At 69.1% G+C, this 16,133-nt stretch carries 16 protein-coding genes; 9 read left to right on the top strand and 7 right to left on the bottom strand.

What is annotated here, in order from left to right:
* Nucleotides 1–14: 14 nt before the first annotated feature.
* The 8 genes from BLQ28_RS09640 to BLQ28_RS09605 all read left to right on the top strand — a co-directional run bounded on the left by BLQ28_RS09640 (nucleotide 15) and on the right by BLQ28_RS09605 (nucleotide 7,209).
* Nucleotides 15–929 carry an ABC transporter permease gene (locus tag BLQ28_RS09640; RefSeq protein ID WP_371126632.1) on the top strand — a complete coding sequence of 305 codons (915 nt, stop codon included), beginning with the start codon at nucleotides 15–17 and terminating at the stop codon, nucleotides 927–929.
* A complete protein-coding gene (locus tag BLQ28_RS09635) occupies nucleotides 929–1,987 on the top strand; it encodes an ABC transporter ATP-binding protein (RefSeq protein WP_093238666.1) in 1,059 nt (352 codons plus the stop codon). Before BLQ28_RS09640 ends, BLQ28_RS09635 begins: the two co-directional genes overlap by 1 nt.
* Entirely contained in the window at nucleotides 1,984–3,021 is a 1,038-nt protein-coding gene (locus BLQ28_RS09630) for an ABC transporter ATP-binding protein (protein WP_093238665.1), read from the top strand. Before BLQ28_RS09635 ends, BLQ28_RS09630 begins: the two co-directional genes overlap by 4 nt.
* Nucleotides 3,018–4,694: an amidohydrolase gene (locus BLQ28_RS09625; RefSeq protein WP_093238663.1), complete on the top strand. Its 1,677-nt coding sequence runs from the start codon at nucleotides 3,018–3,020 to the stop codon at nucleotides 4,692–4,694. The genes BLQ28_RS09630 and BLQ28_RS09625 overlap by 4 nt, the downstream gene beginning before the upstream one ends.
* A 7-nt stretch (nucleotides 4,695–4,701) precedes the next feature.
* A complete protein-coding gene (locus tag BLQ28_RS09620; RefSeq protein WP_093238662.1) occupies nucleotides 4,702–5,715 on the top strand; it encodes a CobW family GTP-binding protein in 1,014 nt (337 codons plus the stop codon).
* A 52-nt stretch (nucleotides 5,716–5,767) separates the two neighbouring features.
* A complete protein-coding gene (locus BLQ28_RS09615; protein ID WP_093238660.1) occupies nucleotides 5,768–6,229 on the top strand; it encodes a GNAT family N-acetyltransferase in 462 nt (153 codons plus the stop codon).
* Between the two features lie 24 nt (nucleotides 6,230–6,253).
* The gene (nikR, locus tag BLQ28_RS09610) at nucleotides 6,254–6,730 is read left to right on the top strand and encodes a nickel-responsive transcriptional regulator NikR (protein ID WP_093238659.1); all 477 of its coding nucleotides are present in this window, start codon (nucleotides 6,254–6,256) and stop codon (nucleotides 6,728–6,730) included.
* A gap of 119 nt (nucleotides 6,731–6,849) precedes the next feature.
* Nucleotides 6,850–7,209, top strand: coding sequence for a tetratricopeptide repeat protein (locus BLQ28_RS09605; RefSeq protein WP_143012461.1), 360 nt, complete (start codon nucleotides 6,850–6,852; stop codon nucleotides 7,207–7,209).
* 18 nt (nucleotides 7,210–7,227) lie between these two features.
* Here the strand turns inward: BLQ28_RS09605 and BLQ28_RS09600 are convergent, their stop codons facing one another.
* A complete protein-coding gene (locus BLQ28_RS09600; RefSeq protein WP_093238655.1) occupies nucleotides 7,228–9,513 on the bottom strand; it encodes a sensor histidine kinase in 2,286 nt (761 codons plus the stop codon).
* Entirely contained in the window at nucleotides 9,510–10,337 is an 828-nt protein-coding gene (locus tag BLQ28_RS09595; protein ID WP_093238654.1) for a response regulator transcription factor, read from the bottom strand. The genes BLQ28_RS09600 and BLQ28_RS09595 overlap by 4 nt, the downstream gene beginning before the upstream one ends.
* Nucleotides 10,338–10,573: 236 nt before the next feature.
* On the opposite strand from BLQ28_RS09595, the gene BLQ28_RS09590 reads away from it, so the two are divergent.
* Nucleotides 10,574–10,945, top strand: coding sequence for a hypothetical protein (locus tag BLQ28_RS09590; RefSeq protein WP_143012460.1), 372 nt, complete (start codon nucleotides 10,574–10,576; stop codon nucleotides 10,943–10,945).
* Nucleotides 10,946–11,005: 60 nt separating this feature from the next.
* Here BLQ28_RS09590 and BLQ28_RS09585 read toward each other — a convergent pair whose 3' ends face one another.
* The 5 genes from BLQ28_RS09585 to BLQ28_RS09565 are packed head-to-tail and all read right to left on the bottom strand — an operon-like array spanning nucleotide 11,006 to nucleotide 16,123.
* Nucleotides 11,006–11,449, bottom strand: coding sequence for a hypothetical protein (locus tag BLQ28_RS09585; RefSeq protein ID WP_256327236.1), 444 nt, complete (start codon nucleotides 11,447–11,449; stop codon nucleotides 11,006–11,008).
* The gene (locus BLQ28_RS09580; protein ID WP_093238649.1) at nucleotides 11,446–12,804 is read right to left on the bottom strand and encodes an adenylosuccinate synthetase; all 1,359 of its coding nucleotides are present in this window, start codon (nucleotides 12,802–12,804) and stop codon (nucleotides 11,446–11,448) included. The genes BLQ28_RS09585 and BLQ28_RS09580 overlap by 4 nt, the downstream gene beginning before the upstream one ends.
* Nucleotides 12,805–12,814: 10 nt before the next feature.
* Complete coding sequence (locus BLQ28_RS09575) at nucleotides 12,815–13,798, bottom strand: hypothetical protein (RefSeq protein ID WP_093238648.1); 984 nt, start codon at nucleotides 13,796–13,798, stop codon at nucleotides 12,815–12,817.
* Between the two features lie 25 nt (nucleotides 13,799–13,823).
* Complete coding sequence (locus BLQ28_RS09570; protein ID WP_093238647.1) at nucleotides 13,824–14,801, bottom strand: lipopolysaccharide kinase InaA family protein; 978 nt, start codon at nucleotides 14,799–14,801, stop codon at nucleotides 13,824–13,826.
* 8 nt (nucleotides 14,802–14,809) lie between these two features.
* Nucleotides 14,810–16,123, bottom strand: coding sequence for a hemolysin family protein (locus tag BLQ28_RS09565; RefSeq protein ID WP_093238645.1), 1,314 nt, complete (start codon nucleotides 16,121–16,123; stop codon nucleotides 14,810–14,812).
* Nucleotides 16,124–16,133 lie beyond the last annotated feature (10 nt).

Genomic DNA, 16,133 nt, shown 5'->3' with positions numbered 1-16,133 from the left:
ACAAGGTCGTCGCGATGCCCTCCGTTTCCGCTGCTTCCTCCAAAACCGACGCCGGAGCCAGAGCCGCGCCCCGGCCCGCCGTGCGCGTGGAACACCCCGGCGTGGAGGCGATGCGCATGTTCCTGCGCAACCCGTCGGCCATCGTCGGCATGGCGATGCTGTTCCTGGTGCTACTGGTGGCCATCGCCGGGCCTTGGGTGCTGCCGGCCGACCCGTTCGAGATCAAGGCCGCGCCACTCACGCCGCCCTTCAGCGAAGAAGCCTGGCTCGGCACCGACTACCTAGGCCGCGATGTGCTCACCGCGCTCGTCTACGGCGGGCGCGCCACGCTGCTGGTGGGCGCGGTGGCTGCGCTGCTGTCGGTGGCGATCGGTATCACGCTCGGCGCCTTCGCGGGCTACTACGGCGGCAAGATCGACGCCGCGCTGATGAAGCTCACCGAGTTCTTCCAGGTGCTGCCCGCGCTGCTGTTCGCGATGGTGGTGGTCACGCTCTTCTCGCCCACGCTGGTGACTGTGACACTGGCCATCGGCATCGTGAGCTGGACCGGCACCGCGCGCCTCACGCGGGCCGAGTTCATGAAGTTCCGGGGGCTGGAGTTCGTGCGCGCCGAGCGGGCCATCGGCGCGCGCGACGCCCGCATCATCTGGAAGGTGATCCTGCCCAATGCGCTGCCGCCGCTGGTGGTGTCGGCCACGCTGGCGGTGGGCGCGGCCATTCTTTTCGAGGCCGGCCTGTCGTTCCTCGGCCTGGGCGATCCGAACCAGATGAGCTGGGGGCTGATGATCGGCTCCAGCCGGCAGTACGTGCTGTCGTGCTGGTGGGCTGTGGCCTTTCCGGGTGCGGCGATCTTCGTCACGGTGCTGGCCGTGAGCCTGATCGGCGACGGGCTGAACGATGCCCTCAACCCGAAACTGAGGGAACGCTGATGGCGACCCCCAACGACCCGCTCCTGCGCGTGCAGGACCTGCATGTCGAGTTCAAGACCCGGCGCGGGCAGGCGCTGGTGCTCAACGGTGTCGACTTCGAGATTCGCGCCGGCGAAACGCTGTGCGTGGTCGGCGAGTCGGGCTGCGGCAAGAGCATGACGGCGCTGGCACTGCTGCGGCTCATTCCCTCGCCGCCGGGGCGCATCCGCAACGGCCGCGTGCTGTTCCAGGGCGAAGACCTGGTGCAGGCCAGCGATGCCCGCATGCGCGAGGTGCGCGGCAACCGCATCTCGATGATCTTCCAGGAGCCGATGACGTCGCTGAACCCGGTGTTCACCGTCGGCGACCAGATCGGCGAATCGCTGCAACTGCATGCGGGCATGAACGCGCACGCGGCACGCCAGCGCGCCATCGAGATGCTGCAGCAGGTCGGCATTCCGGCGCCCGAGCGGCGCGTGGACGAGTACCCGCACCAGCTCTCGGGCGGCATGCGCCAGCGCGTGATGATCGCGATGGCGCTGGCCTGCCGGCCCGACATCCTGATTGCCGACGAACCCACCACCGCGCTCGACGTGACGGTGCAGGCGCAGATCTTCGACCTGCTGCGCGACCTGCAGCGCGAGAAGGGCACGGCCATCCTGCTCATCACCCACGACATGGGCGCCGTCGCCGAAATGGCCGACCGCGTGATGGTGATGTATGCCGGCCGCGTGATCGAACAGGGCACCACCGAGCAGGTGCTGTCCGAGCCCGGTCACCCCTACACGCGCGGACTGATCGACTGCCTGCCCGAGCTGGGCAGCAGCGCGGCCTTCGAGGACGGCACGCGCGATGAACTGGCCGAGATCGCGGGCGTGGTGCCGTCCATCTGGGAGCTGGGCACGGGCTGCGCCTTTCGCGAACGCTGCCCGCGCGCGCTGGCGCGTTGCGCCGTCGAGGTGCCGCCGATGTTCGCGGTGCACGGGCATGTGGCGCCGGGTGTGCCGCATGGCGCCGCCTGCTGGCTGCACGCCGAAGCGCTGGCGCCGCGCGACCTGCACGAAAAGGAAGCCGCATGACATTCATCGGCAAGACCGACACGCTGCTCGCGGTCGATGACCTGAAGGTGCACTTCCCGCGCAGCAAGGCCGGCTGGGGCCGTACGCCCGAGGTGGTGAAGGCGGTGGACGGCGTCTCTTTCGAGATCCGACGCGGCAGCACGCTCGCGGTGGTGGGCGAATCGGGCTCGGGCAAGACCACGACCGCGCTCGCGGTGATGCGGCTGTCGCCCATCACGTCGGGCAGCCTGCGGCTGGGCGACACCGACCTCGCCGCGCTGCAGGGCGAAAAACTGCGGCAGGCGCGCACGCGCATGCAGATCATTTTTCAGGACCCGTTCTCTTCGCTGAACCCGCGTGAGCGCGCGGGCGCGGCCGTTCGCGCGCCGCTGGACCTGATGAACGTGGGCACGCCCGACGAACGCACGCGCCGCGTGGCCGAGTTGTTCGAGGCGGTGGGCCTGCGGCCCGAGCAGCAGCACCTGTTTCCGCACCAGTTCTCGGGCGGGCAGCGCCAGCGCATCAACATCGCGCGGGCGCTGGCCACCAACCCCGAGCTGGTGGTGTGCGACGAGCCGGTGTCGGCACTCGACATCGCCATTCGCGCGCAGATCCTCAACCTGCTGGCCCGACTGCAGCGCGAGCTGGGTTTGACCTACCTCTTCATCTCGCACGACATGGCGGTGGTGGAGCACATCTGCGACGACATCGCCGTGATGTACCTCGGCCAGATCGTCGAGCGCGCGCCGCGGCGCAGCTTTTTCGCACGGCCGCTGCATCCGTACAGCGTGGCGCTGATGTCGGCGGTGCCGACCGTGAGCGGCGGGCGCAGGCGCGCCGCCAACCGCATCAAGCTGAGCGGCGATCCGCCGAGCCCCATCAACCCGCCGAAGGGCTGCCGCTTTGCCGGGCGCTGCCCGGTTGCCGAGCCAGCCTGCGCGGCCGAACTTCCACCGCTGCGCGAAGTCGCACCCGATCATTGGGTACGCTGCAGGCGCGTCGACGTTGTCGACAGCCTGCCGCGCCCTCCTCTTTCGATTCCCACATCGCCATGAGCACGCACCACACCACCGTCTACCTCGCCCGCAAGATCATCACCATGAACCCGATGCAGCCGCACGCCACCCACGTGGCGGTGCGCGACGGCCGCGTGCTGTCCGTGGGCTCGCTCGCCGACATGCAGGCCTGGGGCGACTTCGCGCTCGACGAGCGCTTTGCCGGCAAGGTGCTGATGCCCGGCCTCGTCGAAGGCCACTGCCACCTGAAGGAAGGCAGCATGTGGGACTGGACGTACCTGGGCTGGTTCGACCGCCGCGACCCCGCAGGCAAGGTGTGGAGCGGCCTGCGCTCGATGGACGAAGTCGTGGCGCGGCTGTCGGAAGTCGCCGCGAAGATGACGGCCGACGGCGTGCCCGACACCGAGCCGCTGGTGGCCTGGGGGTTCGACCCGATCTACTTCGGCGGCGAGCGCATGACGGTGCAACACGTCGACCGCGCGAGCGCCACGCGCCCCATCGTCATCGGCCATGCCAACGGCCACCTGATGAACGTCAACAGCGCCATGCTGCGCATTGCCGAGATCACGCGCGACAACGAGGTCGAGGGCGTGGTCAAGTTCGCGAGCGGCGCAACAGAAGGCGAACCCACCGGCGAGCTGCAGGAGCCGGCCGCGATGTTCCTGGTGCTGCGCAAGGTCGGCAATGCCGGCCTGCTGGCGCCCATGACCGAGGCGGGCATCCGCTCCTTCGGCCGCCTGGCCTGCCTGCAGGGCGTGACCACCGCGACCGACCTCGTGAACAAGCTGACGCCGGAAGACTGCGGCGTGCTGGAGAAGGTGACGCAGGACGACGGCTTTTCCGTGCGCATCCTGCCCGCGTTCCAGGCCTTCCACGGCACGCATGGCGCCGCACAGGGCGCGGAGCATGTGAAAGGCCTGCTGCCGCGCAACACCGACCGCCTGCGCTACGGCCTGGTGAAGATGATGCTCGACGGCTCGATCCAGGGCTTCTCGGCGCGGCTGCGCTGGCCCGGCCACTTCAACGGTGCGCCCAACGGCATCTGGGTGACGGCGCCCGCGCAGTACGAAGCCGACTTCGAGACCTACCACCGCGCGGGCCTCACGATCCACACGCACACCAATGGCGACGAGGCCAGCGAAGTGGCCATCGACGCCATCGACCGTGTGCTGACGCGCGCACCGCGCCCCGACCACCGCCACACGCTGCAGCACGGCCAGATGATCGACGCGCCGCTGTTTCGCCGCATGGCGTCGCTCGGCCTGTGCGCCAACCTGTTCGCCAACCACATCTGGTACTGGGGCGACCAGCACTACGAGATGACGATGGGCCCCGACCGCGCCAACCGGCTCGACGCCTGCGGCAGCGCGCTCGCGGCCGGCGTGCCGCTGGCCATTCACTCCGATGCGCCGGTCACGCCGCTCGGGCCGCTGTTCACCGCATGGTGCGCGGTGAACCGCGTCACGCCCAAGGGCCGGCTGCTGGGCGAGGCGGAGCGCATCACCGTGGCGCAGGCGCTGCGCGCGATCACGCTCGGCGCGGCCTGGACGTTGAAGCTCGACGGCGAGATCGGCAGCATCGAATGCGGCAAGCGCGCCGACTTCTGCGTGCTCGAAGACGACCCGCTCGAGATGGACCCGATGCTGCTGAAAGACGCGCGCGTGTGGGGCACGGTGCTGTCGGGCCGCGTGTTCGAGGCGCAACGAGGCTGAGGCCCGCGTGACGACAACCACAACAACGACCGCGAAGAAAAAGCGCCTGCCGCTCACCGTCATCGGCGGCTTTCTCGGCGCGGGCAAGACCACGCTGCTCAACCGCTGGCTGCGCGAGGCGAAGGGCCTGCGCATGGCAGTGCTGGTCAACGACTTCGGCGCGCTCAACATCGACGCCGGCCTGATCGCCGCCACGCACGGCGACACAGTCGCGCTGACCAACGGCTGCGTGTGCTGCCAGATCGGCGACGACCTGGGGCGCGCGCTGGTGCAGGTGATCGAGGCGGCCACGCCTTTCGACGCGGTGGTGATCGAGGCCAGCGGTGTGTCCGACCCCTGGCGCATCGCGCAGATCGGCATGGCGGCGCCGGAACTGAGCCTGGAAGGCGTGATCGTGCTGGTCGATGCGAGCGCCGTGGCGCGCCAGTCGCGCGACCCGCTGCTTTCGGACACGCTGGCGCGGCAGGTGAAATCGGCCGACCTCGTGGTGGTCAACAAGATCGACCTGGCCTCGGGCGAGGCGCTGGCCGAGGCCCGCGCCTGGGTCGAGTCCACCGCGCCGGGCACGCCGTGCATCCAGACCGCGCAGTCGACGGTGTCGCTGGCGCTGCTGTCCGGCCTGCCGCAGCCGGAGGCGGTGCGAAACGCCACGTGCCCTGCCTGCGCGCACGGCGACGATCACGGCCACAGCCACCCTCACGACCACGACCATTCACCGGACCACGGCGCCCTGTTCCAGACCTGGAGCGCGCAGCCCGAAGCGGTGATTCCCCCGGCCACCCTGCGCGCCTGGCTGCGCGACGTGCCGCCGGGCATCCTGCGGCTCAAGGGGCTGCTGCGCACCGGTCGGGGCGCGCAGGGCGACGAGTGGTCCGAGATCCAGTTCGCCGGCCGCCACGGTTCGCTGCGCAAGGCCGCCGCACCGGCAGGCGATGCAGGTGCCGCCCGCGCCGCCGTGGTCGCCATCGGGCTGCGGCACCAATTGCCTGAAGAAACCCTTAATTTTTTCTTCAACGGCTGAACCGAGTCATGTTGCAATCGCGCGTTTTTCAACACGCGCAGATCGCAAACACATGACTTCTACCCTCCTGATTCGCCCCCCGACGCCTGAAGACTACGCGGCATGGAAGCCGCTCTGGGACGGCTACAACGCCTTCTACGAGCGCGAGGGCCCCACCGCCCTTCCCGACGCGATCACCCAGGCCACCTGGCAGCGCTTCTTCGACGCCTACGAGCCGGTGCATGCGCTGGTCGCCGAGCGGGACGGCAAGCTGGTGGGCCTGACCCACTACCTCTTTCACCGCAGCACCACGCGCATCGAGCCGACCTGCTACCTGCAGGATCTGTTCACATTGCAGTCAGAACGTGGTCAGGGCGTGGGCCGCAAACTCATCGAGGGTGTGTACCAGCATGTGCAGCGCGTCGGCGGGCACCGCGTGTACTGGCAGACCCATGTGACCAACACAGCAGGCCGGACGCTCTACGACAAGGTTGCCGAGCATTCGGGATTCATCATCTACGCCACCACTGTCTGACGCCACGCCAGGGCGTGCCCGACCATGCAACGCTTCACCATCTCGCTGGACGACGAACTCGCGCTCGAGTTCGATCAGTTGATTGCCGACAAAGGCTATGTCAACCGCTCGGAAGCCGTGCGCGACCTGCTGCGCTCGGCCCTGGGCAGCGAGACGCTCGCGACGACCTCGCGCAAGGGCAAGGCGGTGTGGTGCGTGGCGAACGCCAGCTATGTGTACGACCACCACGACCGGACGGTGACCTCCCGCGTGCTGGACTTGCAGCACAACCACCACGACATCGTGATCACCTGCGTGCACACGCACCTGGACCACGACCATTGCCTGGAAACCGTGGTGTTGCGCGGCCCCACCGCGGCCGTGCAGGCCTGCGCCGCGCAACTGGTGGCGCTGCGCGGCGTGCGCCACGGCAACGTGCACGTGGTGCCGTTGGACGCCGATGGCGAGCGCCACACGCACGGCACGGCCGGCACGCACACGCACCACCGGCCGCGCAACTGAGCTTCATCGCTGCGCTTTCCGCTTCGGATGTCAAAGAGTATTCTTTGATAAAACGTGAAACTCGCGGGACCCAAGAGGTCCGCGAGATCCGCGAACCCGAAGCCCAGAGAGCGCATGCCATGACCACACCTACGCCCCCTTCCGTGCCCGGCCCTTCGCCCGAGGCGCTCGAACGCATGCTGGCCTCGGGCCGCGATGGCGCCCTGCTGCGCATGAGCCTCGCACTGGCCTACCACCGGCGCGAAGAAGAGCAGACGGCGCTGATGCACGTCGAAAAGGCGCTGGCGCTCGATCCGGAGTTCACCGCCGCCGGCCGCCTGCACGGCCTGATCGCGCTGGCCCTGGGCGACAACGCAATGGCCGAAGCGGCATTTGCAAAGGCGCTCGAGGTGGCGCAGCGCCATGGTGAGCTTCAACTGGTCAAGGAACTGACCGTGCGGCTGAAGCGGCTGCGCCCCGCGCCCGGCCCGGCCAAATAAAGCTCCCCTGGCAACGCTCTAGCGCGCCGATTGCGCAAGGCGCCCCACGTGATCGAAGTCGAGGCGTTCGAGCGCATCGCGCAGCAGCGCGGCCAGCGTCGCGTGCTTCTGGTCGCCGGCAAGGCGTTCGATCCGGTCGTGCAGGTCCGACCACCGACCGTCGCGCGCCAGTTCCGCCAGTTCCTCACGGATCGCCGCGGGCAGCGGCTCCAGGCGCTGGCCTTCCGATGCTGGGGCTGCCGCCTGCGCGGACGCACGCGCCGACGATGAAACCGGGCGCGCCCGTGGCACGACCTCGTCGATCGATGCCGCCTCGACCTGCAGCGCGAACTTCAATTGCGTGCCGCGATGGGCGCGGCTGTGCAGCTCGAGCTTTCCGCCCATGCTCTCGACGATGCGCCGCGCAATGAACAGGCCCAGCCCGTGCCCGTCGAACTGCACGTCGGCGCGCTGGAACATCTCGAAGATGCGCGCCTGATCGGCTTCGTCGATGCCGATGCCCGTGTCGGCCACCTCGATCTCCAGGGACCAGCCCTTCTCGCATCCCTTGGCCGCCACGATCAGCTCGATGCTTCCGTCGCGCGTGAACTTGGCCGCGTTCGACAGCAGGTTCAGCACCAACTGCTGGAAGCGCTTGCTGTCCAGCCGCACGGCCGGCGGCAGCGTGTCGTGGCAGCGCAGCGTGAAGCGGTTGTTCTGGCGCAGCGCCAGCGTGGCGGCGTACTGGGCGATGTCGTCGATCAGCGCGGGCAGGTCGACGGGCTGCGGCGCCGGCACGATCGGCTGGAGTTCGCCCTTGGCGTATTCGAGCAGGTCGTCGATGAGCGAGAGCTGGTAGCCGGCATTGCGCTCGATGGCCTGCAGCAAGGTCGGCGAGCCGGCGTTCAGCTCTTCGCGCAGCAGCCGCACGTGGCCCAGGATGGTGGCGAGCGGCGCGCGCAGGTCGTGGCTCACGATGGCCATCAGCCGGGTCTGGTCGTGCATCTGCGCTTCGGACTGCAGCAGCGCCGAATTGAGCGCGCGGGTCTTTCGCTGGACTTCGTCCTGCAGTTTTCGCTGCGACTCGGCCTGCCAGCGCAGCAGCGTGTCGCGCGCTTCCTCGTGCTGGCGCGCGAGCCTGTGCCCCCACCACGAGAGCGTGACGAGGCCCAGCAGCATGCCCGGGAAACCGAGCGCATAGGGGTCGAAGCTGGTGGCAAAGCGTTCCTGGAATGCGATCTCCGACAGCCGCAGGCCGATGCCGGCGGCAATGAGCAGCGTGATGCCGAACACGAGCTTGCCGCGCACGCCGCCCCGGCGCATGTAGACGAAGCCGCTGATGTTGAGCGCGACCACCAGCGCCAGCACGGTCACCAATGCGGCCTGCGCAAAGAAGCCGTAGGGCCCGAGCAGGCCGCCGGCCACGATGACGGCCTGCAGCGCCGTGAGGGCGCCGATCACCTTCAGCCCCGGCGGACGGATGCCCGAGTGCCGCGTGATCTCGTGCAACTGGAGCACCAGCAATATGGCGCACAGCGGGCCGAGCGAGCCGGCCGCGCGATAGCTCCAGAGTGGCGAGTCGGGCCAGAGAAAGATGCGCGCATAGCCGCGGTACGAGGCTTCGTACAACGCCACGAGGATGAACCCCGCCCCCTGCCAGCCCATGGCCGGCGCGCGCGACAGCGCCCACGTGGTCAGCGAATAGACGCCCAGCACGAGCAGCCCGCCGATGAGCAGGCCGTCGAACAGCGCATGCCACTGCTCCGACGCGAGCAGCATCTCGGTGGTGTAGAGCACCGGCGCAAAGCGCAGGTTGGACGCGGTCTGCACACGCACCAGCACCAGCGCGCGTTCGCCCGGTTGCAGGTCGATCGCCACGAAGGGCTGGCGCCCCGGCGCGTAAGGCTGCGCCACGCCCCGCTTGCGCACGGCCCAGCGCGCGTCTGGCGCATCGCCCTTTCTCAGATGGAAGTCGGCGTGCTGCAGCCACGTGCTGTTGAGCATGAGCTGCAGCGACTGGGGCGCGCTGCCGTCGTTGACCAGTTCCAGGCGCAACCAGAAAGCAGCATCGGTGAAGCCGGGCCGCATGCCCGTGGGCGTGCCGGGGCGGAAGCCCTCGGGCGCGTCGTCGGAAATGGCGAGCACGTCGTCTCGCGTGAGCGCGCCGGTGGCGTCTTTCAGCACCTCGACCTGGCGGTCCAGCGAGAGCGGCCAGCGCTCCTCGCCTGTCAGGTGCAATGTCGATGCCCGGGCCGGGAGCCACAAGCTCAGGGACAAGCACAGTGCCAGGAGCGGCACGAGCAGCGCACGCATCCAGTGCTTCACGGCCGTTGTGCTTCGCTCGAAGGGTTCACGGCCGCGCCCGAGCGCCGGAACGCGCTCGGCGTTGCGCCAAAGCGCTGGCGGAAGGCCGTGGCAAGGTTGGCGCCGTTGGAAAAACCGGTCTCCGCCGCGATGTCCTCCATGCCCAGCAACGACTGCGCGAGCAGGCGACGGGCTTTCGCGAGCCGCGCTTCGCGCAGGAAGCCGAACACCGTCTCGCCCCGCTGCTCGCGGAAAACCCGCGACAGGCGCTTTTCGTGCGTGCCCAGGCGGGCGGCGATGGCCGCGAGGCTTGCCGGGTTGGCCAGGTCCGACATCAGCAGATCGACGGCCGCCTGCGCCAGCACCTGGTCGGCCCGTTGCGCGGGGTCGGTCGCACCTTGGGCGGGCGCGTCCGCATCCGGCGGCGATGTTTTCCTGGCGGCCCGATCCGGCCGGAGCGCCAGATGGATCGCCACGCGGGCCAGCACTTCGGGCGGATCGAAAGGCTTGGTGACGTAGTCCACCGCACCGCCGTGCAGGCCGGTCAGGCGCTCTTCGAGCGAGGCGGCCGCGGTCACGAAGATCACCGGAATGCCGGCGGTGGCGGCATCGGCCTTGAGCAGCCGGCACAGCGCGTAGCCGTCCATGCTGTTCATCTGCACGTCCAGCAGGATCAGGTCGGGCTGCAGCGCCGCGGCGCGCCGCAGGCCTTGCATCGGATCGAAGGCGATGCTCAGGCGATGGCCCGCATCCCGCAACGCACTCACCAGCAGCCGGAGTTCGTCGATGTTGTCGTCGATGAGGAGAAGGTGCGCGCTCGAACCGGAAATCTGCGGGAACGACATGCCAACGACGGGAGAAAAACAGGCGCCGCCTGTGCGTGGCGAGCGCCGAAATTATTGTTTCTGATTGTGTGAATACTTTAACACTCCGTCACCCTTGGCAAAGGTCCCATCCCCGCTGGCAAAGGTGCCGCCGCGCCCGTTTTCAAACAATCCCGTCTTCATCCGGTGCACGCCGCCTTTCATCCGCCATCGCGGACGAGCGCGTGCCCGTCCAGTGGAAGCACGGTGAAGGTCGAATGAAGAATTCATCAAGTTTGTTGCTTGCGCGCGCTGCGATCGAACGGGTCTCGGCCATGGAGCCGTGCGCGTTCCAGCACCGGGGAATTTCCGTCGAAGAAGCCATGAAGGCGCGCGACGTGCAGCTTCAGGAGGCGCTCGCCGCGCTTCGCTCCGCGGCCGACGACGCCTCGGCCGCGGTGGTCGCGCTGCTGCATGTCGTCAAGCCGAAGATCCGGCTCCAGCCTGCACCACCCGCAGGGGGAGACGCATGCAGGAAGACCGGTTTCATCACGCTCGCGCAGGAGCTGCGCGACGTCACGTTCCAGCTGCGCGTGCTCGAAACGTCGGTGGGCGCCGTCGCGCACCTGTCCCGGGAAGGCATTGTCTGAGGCGTTCCGCGAGGCAAGTGCCAGGCACGGCCGGGGCGACGCCCTGGAAGGCGCCTGCGTTCAGAGCCTGTCCCAGACCTGGACCACCCCCAGCAGGTGAACGATGCCGAAGCCCAGGCAGATCACCGAACTCCAGAGCAGGAAGGCCGAGCGGCGGCGACGGTCGAAGGCGGACAGGACCAGCGGCACAAGCCCGCGCACGAGGTAGACGGCCGTGATCGCCGGCAGCACGAACACAAGCAACGGCAATGGCTGCAGCACGCCGGCACCCGAGAGCGCATAGGCGGCCCACACGCCCAGCACGCAGGCGATCAGCAAGGTGACGACGGGCGGATACCAGTGGCCGGCCGCGGCGCCCGAGGCCATCCGCTCGCCGGCGCCGAAGAAGCGATACCACGCAGGGCCGCCGAAGATGATGCACAGATGCAGCAGCGCGGCCACGGCACTGAGGAAGGCCGCAAGGATCAGGGGAAGGTTGTAGGTCTCGGGCACAAGGTCTTTCAAGAAATGGAGGCGGCGCGCGTGGCGCGCACCGTGTCGCGTGTCGGGCCGAAGGCGCCGTAGCGCACGGGCAGCCCGCTCAGGGCTTCGACGCGCTCGACCCACACCTGCGGGCTGGCGATGGCGCCGGGTTCGTAGATGGGCTGCGCGCTGTGCAGCAGCTGCGTCAGCGCGTGTTGATGGTCGAGGTCGTGCACGGCATCGCTGCGCGGCAGCGAGCTGAGGATCGAACCGTCCGGCAGGCGATGTCTGCCGCACCAGCGCAGGCCCGCGCCATCGATCGCATCGAGATGGCTCGCCACCAATCCGTCGAGCGGCCCGACGGCATCGAGCGCATGGCGCAGCAGCACCGCATCGGGATGGCCGCGCCGGAAGATGCCCTGCCAACCTTCATCGGCGTTGTGCGGCTCGGCCAGCCGCGCGTCGAGTGCGCGGTCGTGCGTGGGCAGCGGGCCCGCGCCGTGGCGCGTGAGGTAGCTGCGCAGCACGCCGAGGTGCTGCACGGGCGATGCGATGCCAACGTCGTGCAGCACGGCCTCGACGGCTGCGGTGGAAATGGTGCTCCACGTGGTGTGCGGATGAAAGCCGCGCCACTCGTCGAGCAGCACGCCCTGCGCACCCTCGAACAACACGGTGCCGGGGCGCGCAAGCCGCTGGCCGATTTCGTCCGCGCTCGCGGGTGGCGATTGCCGCAGGCATGGCGCCACGGCATCGAGCCAGCGCGCGGCGAGCGAATCGTCGTCGAGCATCGCCAGTTCCTGCGCCGCATCAACATGCGATGGCAACGCATCGATGGCGGCGAACTCGCAGCGCAGCGAGGTGCGCGAAGCCTCCAGCTTGTCGAGCGCGCGTGCGGGGTTCAGCAGGTCGCCGTAGTGCAATGCGGCTTCGGGCGCGGCAAGTGCCTGCCGCACCGTTTCGCCGACCCCCACGCCGCAGCTGCCGTGCGCCTTCGCGCCCCGCGCCCATTCACGCAGACGGCCCGCCGCCTGATGAAACGGCGTCGTCACGCGGCAGCGCGCATCGACCAGCAACCGAGAGAAGGCGTCGTGCACGCCCACGCGCCGCAATGCTTCTTCTTCGACGCGCAGCGCGGTCGGATGCACCACCACCGGGCTCGCAAGCACCGTCGCCACGCCCGCATGAAAACTGCCGGCGCCGAATTGGGAAAAGGTGTGGTGGCGCCCATCGGCCAGCACCACGTTGTGTCCGGCCTGCGCGCCACCGTTGAAGCGCACCACGGTGTGGGCCCGCCACGCGCCGCACAGGTGGTCGGTGTACAGGCCCTTGCCGCAGTCCCCGAAGCCGAGGCCGAGCAGCGAGACGTAGCGCGTGGCCGCGGCAGTCGTCGTCGTCACACGGCGTCGATCAGCCGAACAGCCGCTTCCACCACGAAGAGCGCGTGCCCGATGCCGCGGCGGTGGCGACGGCCGGCGGCGCGCGGCGCGGTGCCGTGGGGTCGAGCAGCGCGGCGTAGCTGTCGAGCGCATGCAGCACGCCGCCCACGCGCTCCTTCGCCATGCCGGTGGCGCTCATCACCTTGGCAAGGCCATCGAGGTTGGGCACGGCCTTCTCGGTCAGCGCGACGATGCCGGCAGCCACCGCGCAGGCGTCGTCGGGCGAATCCATGCAGATGACGTGATCGCCCAGCAGCTCGCGCCAGCGCGGCTCGCAGCGGCGACGGCGTTGCGCGTCGGGGATCAGGAAGAACAGGTTCGTGGTCTCGGCCGCTGCAGCAATGACTTCCTCGATGGGAATGTCCTCGTCGAGCTTCTCGCCGATCAGGCCTTCGATCTGGTGGCGCGAAACGGCCGGGTACGGCAGCTCGTCGCCGGTCACGAACAGGTAGCCGCGCTTCTTTCGCTTGACCCAGCAGTCCATGTCGGTGTGCTGCGCCATCACGTAGAAGGCCAGCTCGTAGCTTTCTTCGCCGGTGCCGCCACCGCCGCCTTCGAGGTAGCTCCAGGTGAGCCACTGGTCCATGAGGTTCGCGGTCGATTCGAACTGCCCGACCTGCAGCGGCGCGTGGTCGGAGGTGGCGTCGCCGATGGCCATGAACATCAGCTGCGGGTCTGCCACGCCGCAGTCGGTCAGCAGCTTCATGAAGGTGGGCAGCTCGCGGCGCGCCAGGGTCTGCGGGATGTCGCCCATCGAGCCGGTGACGTCGAGCGCGAACACGATGCCCAGCGAGTTCGGGTGGTCGGCGTTGTCGCGCGACTCGCGCACCTTGAGCCCCTTGGGGTTCATCAGCGCATGCGTGGAACGTTGGGTGAAGACTTCGGCGCCCGGCTTGGCGGCGCGATCGGCAATCAGCGCCGTGTGGGCGGCATGCGAGTAGTTTCCGTAGCCCATGGGGTTGCTCCTTGAGGGTGGTTCTTCAGGCGCCGGCGCGCGGCGCAGGATCGAAATGAACGAACTGCGGCGCGCCGAAGGCTTCGCGCGACGCGTTGGAAAGCGATTGCTCGATGCCCTGCGCGCCCAGGCGCGTGCAGATGGCGGCGTCTTCGCTGCACTGGCGCAGCAAGGTAGCCAGCGGCGCGGGCGTGTGCGCGCCCAGCCCCGGCTCGCCGGCCGCGCCGCCGTGCAGCAGCGCACGCACGGTCCAGGCGGCTTGCATCAGGTCGCGTGCCACGGCAGCGGCATGCGCCGATGCGGAGGCGTGCTGCGCGCGCGACCAGCCGATGAGCAGCACGCCATGGTCACGCGGATGCACGAGCGCATGCGCGGGCGACAGGTCGCGGTGGGTCCAGCCGGCGCCGTGCACGAAAGCCAGCACCTCGAGCATGCGGCGCCAGATCCAGACGGCATGGCGCGGGTCGATGCCTTCGGGGTTGGCCTGCAGCACGTCTTGCAGGCTGCCCCAGAAGCCAGTGGGGTGGCGCAGCACCAGCGCCTGCCGTGCACCGTCGCCCAGGCCTTCGGCCACACCCACGCCCAATGGCTGCGGCATCCGGCGCGTGAAGTAGGCGGCACCCGGCACCGACAGCGCCTGCAAGGCCTGCAGCACCGCGCCTTCGCGTGCGAGCACGTCGTTGGCGGCCGAGTCGCGCGCCAGCTTGAACGTGACGCGCTCGGGCAGTGCGCCGAGCCGTTCTGCGAGCAGCACTTCGCTGTGCTCGCCGGTGGCCAGCGGTGCCAGCACGCAGTAGCGAGCCTGGCGCCATGTGAGGATGCGGCCGCCCGCGACGTCGGCATTGGCCCGGCGCCACGCGGCGCGAAAGCTCTCGCGCTCGACCGTTTCCTCGCCGCGCGTGATGGTCGCGCCGCAATAGCTGCAGTTGACGGTGCGCCAGCGCGCGGCGCGCGGCAACGGCGCGGAACATTGGGGGCAACTGAGCGTGAGCAGCGACAGCATGCCCGGCCCTAGTCTTCCCGTGGTGCGGCTGTGGGGTCGGGCGATGCCAGCACGCGGTCGATGCGGCGGCCTTCGAGCGCGACGATCTCGAAGCACCAGCCCGCGCAGTCGATGTGCTCGCCCACCTCGGGCAAATGGCCGGACACCGCCATCAGCAGGCCCGCCACCGTGTTGTAGCGGCCGCGCTCTTCGTCGGGCAGCTCGCGGATGCCGAGCCGCGCGCGCAGCTCCGACACCGGCATCAGGCCATCGAGCTCCCACACGCCGTCGGGCCGCTGGCGCGCCCAGGCGTCGGTCTGCGCGCCGGGTTGCAGCTCGCCGGTGATGGCTTCGAGCAGGTCGCGCGGGGTCATGAGGCCCTGCACCACGCCGTATTCGTCGACCACGAAGACCAGCCGGCCCGCACGGGCGCGGAACTGCTCCAGCAGCTCCATGCCGGTGAGCGTTTCGGGCACGAACACGGCCGGCGTGGCCTCCTGGCCCAGCACGCCGGTGTGCGTGGCGCCCAGGCGCAGCAGGTGCGCCACGCTGATCACGCCGACCACGTCGTCCAGCGAGTTGCGGCACACCGGGTACCAGGAATGCACCAGGTTGAGCGCGGCCGCGTCGGCCACTTTCTGCAGCGCCTGCCGCACGGTGAACGAGGCGTCGAGCCATTCGATGTCGGCGCGCGGAATCATCAGCGACGACAGGCGCCTGTCATCAAGGTGAAACACATTGCGCACCATCTGGTGCTCGTGCTGTTCGATGACGCCGGCGTCCACGCCTTCTTCGAGGCTGGCCGAGATTTCTTCCTCGGTGACGGAACGGGCCGCGTTGGCGTCGATGCGCAGCAGCTTCAGCATGGTGGCCGTGGCGCCCGCCAGCAGCCACACGAAGGGCTTGGCGGCCTTGGCCAGCCCGCGCATGGGGCGCGACACCCAGCGCGCCACCGGCTCGGGGTAGAGCTGGCCGATGCGCTTGGGCACCAGCTCGCCAAAGATGATGGTGAAGAAAGTGATGAAGGCCACCACCACCGCCGTGGAAACGAAGTCGGCGGTGCCGTGGCCCATGCCGAGGCTTTCCATCCAGGCCGCGACCGGATGCGCGAAGGCGGCTTCGCCGACGATGCCGGTGAGCATGCCGATGGAGGTGATGCCGATCTGCACCGTCGAGAGGAATTGCGTGGGCGATTCCATCAGCTTCAGCGCGGCCACCGCCCCGCTGTCCCCTGTTTCGGCCAGGGCCGCGAGACGTGCGCGCCGGCTGGTGGAAAGGGCCATTTCGGACATTGCGAACGCCGCGTTGAGCGTGGTCAGCAAGGCCAGCAGGAAAACATCCATGAACGGGGGG

Source organism: Variovorax sp. EL159, from assembly GCF_900100965.1.
GTDB lineage: Bacteria > Pseudomonadota > Gammaproteobacteria > Burkholderiales > Burkholderiaceae_C > Variovorax.
This window is presented reverse-complemented; position numbering and strand designations above follow the sequence as displayed.